The organism is Aquitalea palustris (assembly GCF_003693445.1).
Lineage (GTDB): Bacteria > Pseudomonadota > Gammaproteobacteria > Burkholderiales > Chromobacteriaceae > Aquitalea > Aquitalea palustris.
This window is the reverse complement of record NZ_RFAR01000053.1, coordinates 1-5,086: the sequence shown is the minus strand read 5'-3', so window position 1 is coordinate 5,086 and position 5,086 is coordinate 1. Positions and strand designations below refer to the sequence as shown.

Genomic DNA, 5,086 nt, shown 5'->3' with positions numbered 1-5,086 from the left:
TCCTGTTGTCGTGGGTTCGAGCCCCATCATCCACCCCAGTCTGAAAAGAAAAACCCGGCCCCGGCCGGGTTTTTCTTTTGTCTTTGGCAAATTCTTTCACATTTGCGACAAAAACCTACGCAATGTCCTCTTGTCTGACAGTACAAGCTCCGTATAATCGAATACATTTGCATTTATCCGATTGACTGACAGACACTAAAAACCATGACTACCCTGCAGCCGATCAAGCGCCAGACGCTGACCAGTGCCGTAACCGAATCGCTTCGCCAGCGCCTTCTCTCGGGAGAATTCGTCGACGGCCAACAATTGCGCCAGGAAGCGCTATCCAATGAATACGGCGTCAGCCGGGTGCCGGTGCGTGAAGCACTGCGCCAACTGGAGGCCGAAGGGCTGATCCAGATCATCGACCACAAGGGTGCCATCGTCTCCAAGTTATCGCTGGACGACGTGCTGGAGCTGCTGGAAATCCGCGCCATGCTGGAAAGCTCGGTGCTCAAGGCTTCCATTCCCTGTCAGACCTCGGCTGACATCGCCTTGGCCGAGCAGACCCTGCACGAATTCGAAGTGGCCCTGCAGAAAAATGACGTTCGCCACTGGGGCGAACTCAACTCGCGCTTTCATCTGGCGCTGTATCGTGCGGCCAAACGCCCCAATACCCTGGCCCTGATCGAACAGCTGCACAACAAGACCGATCGCTACACCCGTATGCAGATCCTGTTTACCCGCACCATGGAGCGCGCCCACGAGGAGCACACCCGGCTGCTGGAGTTGTGCAAGCAAGGCGCCGCCGAAGAAGCGGCTGAATTCATCCGCTTCCACATCCTGTCGGCAGGTCATGCGCTGGAGCATTACCTGCAAGGCCAGCAAGGCCACTGAACCGGCCGCGCAGCAATATCGATAACGACCAGCCACGCTGGTCGTTTTACTTTGTACCGTCCGGGCCGGGATAAGCCTGGTACTGCGCGCGCCAGCGCTCGGCCTCGGCACGCAGACAGCTTGCCAGCTGCAAAGTGGCTGGCCCGGCCGCTGGCGGATCGGCCAGCACCAGATACAAGCCAGCCTTGCGCAAAACACCATGCGTCAGCGGCAAGGGCTTGAGCCGGCCCGCCGCCACGCTGTCGGCAATGCGGTGCCAGGCCAGCCAGCCAAAGGCAAAGCCCTGTTCCACAGCCGCGATGGCCGTTTCCGGCTGAGATACCGTCCAGCGCTGCCAGGCACCCAGCCAGCCTTCGTCACGCGGCTGACGCTGGCCGGAGTCGCGCAACACCACCTGCACCTGCTGTTGCAGATCTTCCATGCCCAGCGGCCGGCCAAGCGCATGCAAGGGATGATGTGGCGCTGCACAGGCCACGAATTCGGCATCCAGCAGCCAGTCTCCCAGAAAACCCTGCGGCACCCGCCCCGCCACCGCCAGCTCCACCTGCCCACCATGCAGGGCATCATCAGCCCCCGACATCACCACCTCATGCATTTGCAAGCGGGTATTGGCGCAATGCGTGGCAAACTGCCCCAGCGCCGGCAGCAATGCCGGGGTGGGAAACAGGCTGTCCACCGCCAGCCGCACCTCGGCCTCCCAGCCCTGCTGCAAGGCTCGCGCCTTGTCCTCCAGCCGCAGGGCAGCCGCCAGCACATTTTGTGCATCGCGCAGCAGCACCTCGCCGGCCGGAGTCAGCTGCATGCGCCGCCCCTGTGGGCTGAGCAGCTCCACACCCAGCTGCTCCTGCAACCGTGCCACCATATAGCTCACTGAAGACTGGCTACGATGCAGCTGTGCGGCGGCCTGGGCGAAACCGCCTTCGCTGACAATGCTCTGCAACACCTGCCACTGCTCCCAGGTGGTTTTTGCCTGTTTCATTGATTTGATTTTCCGATAAATATCTACTGATTTTTGCGCTTTTTTATCATTATTTCCACTGCAATAATGCCAGACATCAAGCAGGGCCAGACATTCTGTCCGCCCACGAGCAAGGAGAATCGCAATGAGCAAGCAAGCCATCAGCCGTGAAGTGGAAGGCCTGGTCAACGGCATGGAAGTATCAGACGGCGCCGGTGTCCGCCTGCTGCGGGTACTGACCCACGATCTGCAACGCCGGCTCGACCCCTTCCTGATGCTGGACGAATTCCGCTCGGACAATCCGGACGACTATATCGCCGGCTTCCCCGACCATCCGCACCGTGGCTTTGAAACCGTCACCTATATGCTGGATGGCCGCATGCGCCACCGCGACAGCACCGGTCAGGAAGGCCTGCTGGGGCCGGGCGGCGTGCAGTGGATGACCGCCGGTCGTGGCCTGGTGCATTCGGAAATCCCCGAGCAGCAAGACGGCCTGATGCACGGTTTTCAGCTGTGGGTGAACCTGCCGGCCAAAAACAAGATGATAGACCCCTGGTATCGCGACATCCCCAGTGCCGAGATTCCGGAGCGCGACACTGCTGCCGGCAGCCATCTGCGGCTGATTGCCGGTTGCGTGGACAACCAGCCGGCTGCCATCCAGCGCCTGGATACCGAACCGCTGTATCTGGACGTGCATCTGGCAGGTGGGCAGAGTGAATTTTTTGCCATCCCGGCAGGACACAATGCCTTCCTCTATGTTTATCAGGGCGAGGTACAGGCTGGCAGCCATGAACAAGTGGTGCGCCAGCGCCAGATGGCGATTCTGACCAATGACGGCGCCGCCAGCGGCATCCGGGTCGATAGCGTACAGCCCGCCCGCTTCCTGCTGCTGGCCGGCAAACCGCTGAACGAGCCGATTGCCCAGTGGGGACCATTCGTGATGAATACCCGCGCCGAACTGGACGCTGCAGCCGACGATTTCCGCAACGGTCGTTTTTAATGCCACACACCAGAACAGGCCAGCCGGCTGGCCTGTTTTCTGATAAAGCACGGAGGGTAGACAGATGACTACATGGAGCGCGCGCATCAGCGCCAAAACCAGCGATATCGGCTTTCCGGTACGACGCCTGCTACCCAGCGGGCAGGCGCGCCACATTGGCCCCTTCATTTTTCTCGACCACATGGGGCCGGCCCACTTCAACCTGACCGAGCGCAGCAATGATGTACGGCCACACCCGCATATCGGTCTGGCCACCCTCACCTATCTGTTCAGCGGCGCCATGCAGCACCGTGACAGCCTGGGCAGCATGCAGCGCATTGAGCCGGGCGCGGCCAACCTGATGGTAGCCGGCCGTGGCATCGTGCATTCGGAGCGCATTCCGGACGACATCCGCAGCAGCGGCCAGGCGGTGGAAGGGCTGCAACTCTGGCTGGCGCTGCCGCTGGATCAGGAAGAGTGCGAGCCCGCGTTCATGCACTATGCCAGCACTGAGCTACCACTCTGGCAGCAGGATGGCAGCCAGGTACAACTGGTATTGGGCCAGGCCTGGGGACGCCGCTCGCCGGTCGCCTTTCCCGGCGAGGCCCTGTATGCGGTGATCGAGATGGCCGCCGGAGCGGAGCTGGTCATTCCCGCCGGCTTTGCCGAACGCGGCATCTATCTGGCCAGTGGCCGCATCAGCCTGGGCGGCGAGTCGCTGCAAGCCGGTGAGCTGGGACTGCTGGCAGCCGAGTCGCAGGAAGTCCGCATCGTTGCCGAACAAGCCAGCCGCCTGGCCTTGCTGGCTGGGCCCACGCCAGATGCCCACCGCATCCTGGACTGGAACTTTGTCTCCAGCCGCATGGAGCGCATCCGCCAGGCAAGGGACGACTGGCAGCAGGGGCGCTTTGCCGCCGTACCCGGTGAAACCGAGTTCATCCCCTTGCCATCACATCGCTGATTTCCTCGGTTGACCAGCCCATGGCTGACCAACCATGGGCTGGCTTGCCACAGAGCCCGCCTTAACCCAGAAACAACACGCCGCGCAGGGTTGAATTTTCTTAGGCAATAAAAGATATTTTCTTTGCTTAAGCTAAGTATTTTCCACAATACCTCAACTGCCCTGACCAGAAACGCCAGCTCTGGCGTCGAGCGCTGGCCCACAGGATCAGCAGACAGGAGAAGGCCATGTTTAACCGCAAGCTGCAGGCACAACTGGAAGCGCAGGCCAACATCAATCAGCAGCTACAGGGCTTGCTGGATGCCGTCAGCGCTTCCACCGCCATCATTCGCTTCGATCTGGACTGCAAGGTGGTGCACGCTAACGAAAACTTTGCCCGCACCATGGGCTATGCCAGCGCAGCAGAACTGCTGGGCCTGCATCACCGTACCTTCTGCGATGCGGGCTACGCCAACTCGCGCGAGTACGCCAGCTTCTGGGACAGCCTGCAGCGTGGCCTGCCCTTTACCGGCCAGATCATGCGCCTGAAGAAGGATGGCTCGCCTGTCTGGCTGGAAGCCAGTTACAACCCGGTGCGCGATGCTGGCGGCAAGCTGACCGGCTTCATCAAGTTCGCCAGTGACGTCAGCGACAAGGTATTGGCCGCACAGAAAAACCAGGCGGCACTCAATGCCATCGACCGCTCGATGGCGGTCATCGAATTCCAGCCCGATGGCACCATTATCAGCGCCAACGCCAATTTCCTCAGCACCATGGGCTATGGCAAGGAAGAGCTGATCGGGCGCAATCACCGCCAGCTGTGTTCAAACGAACTGGTGCAAAGCGAAAGCTACCAGCGCTTGTGGAACAATCTGCGTGGCGGACAGTTCTTCTCCGGCCGCATCGTCCGGATCGCCCGCGATGGCAGCGAACGCTGGCTGGAGGCCACTTACAACCCGGTATTCGACAGCGAAGGCAAGGTCATCTCCATCATCAAGTTCGCCACCGATGTCACCGAGAGCGTGAAACGGCAGCAGCAGGAGCAGGATAGCGCCGTGTTTGCTTTCAACACCTCGCAACAAACCCGCCACTGGGCTGACGAGGGTGTCAGCAGTGTGCAGCAGGCGGTGCACGAAATCGAGGATATGGCCGTGGATATCGGCAAGGCCGGCGACAATGTCCAGCAGCTGGGGACAAACTCCGAGCACATCGGCAGCATTGTGCAGACCATCAAGGACATCGCCGATCAGACCAATCTGCTGGCCCTGAACGCCGCCATCGAAGCTGCTCGTGCGGGCGAAATGGGCCGTGGCTTTGCCGTGGTGGCCGATGA

Annotated in this window: 5 protein-coding genes; 4 read left to right on the top strand and 1 reads right to left on the bottom strand. The window is 61.0% G+C overall.

Annotated elements, in window-relative coordinates; genetic code table 11:
- The first annotated feature begins 204 nt into the window (after positions 1-204).
- Positions 205-876, top strand: coding sequence for a GntR family transcriptional regulator (locus EAY64_RS13200; protein ID WP_103525219.1), 672 nt, complete (start codon positions 205-207; stop codon positions 874-876).
- Between the two features lie 46 nt (positions 877-922).
- On the opposite strand, the gene EAY64_RS13195 is transcribed toward EAY64_RS13200, so the two are convergent.
- Positions 923-1,855, bottom strand: coding sequence for a LysR family transcriptional regulator (locus EAY64_RS13195; protein ID WP_103525218.1), 933 nt, complete (start codon positions 1,853-1,855; stop codon positions 923-925).
- Positions 1,856-1,979: 124 nt separating this feature from the next.
- Here EAY64_RS13195 and EAY64_RS13190 point away from each other — a divergent pair, with 124 nt between their 5' ends.
- From EAY64_RS13190 to EAY64_RS13180, 3 genes are all read left to right on the top strand, one after another.
- Positions 1,980-2,834, top strand: a complete 855-nt coding sequence (locus EAY64_RS13190; protein ID WP_103525217.1) for a pirin family protein — start codon at positions 1,980-1,982, stop codon at positions 2,832-2,834.
- A gap of 64 nt (positions 2,835-2,898) precedes the next feature.
- The gene (locus tag EAY64_RS13185; protein WP_103525216.1) at positions 2,899-3,774 is read left to right on the top strand and encodes a pirin family protein; all 876 of its coding nucleotides are present in this window, start codon (positions 2,899-2,901) and stop codon (positions 3,772-3,774) included.
- Between the two features lie 227 nt (positions 3,775-4,001).
- On the top strand, positions 4,002-5,086 hold a 1,085-nt coding region (locus EAY64_RS13180; RefSeq protein ID WP_103525215.1), incomplete at its 3' end, for a methyl-accepting chemotaxis protein.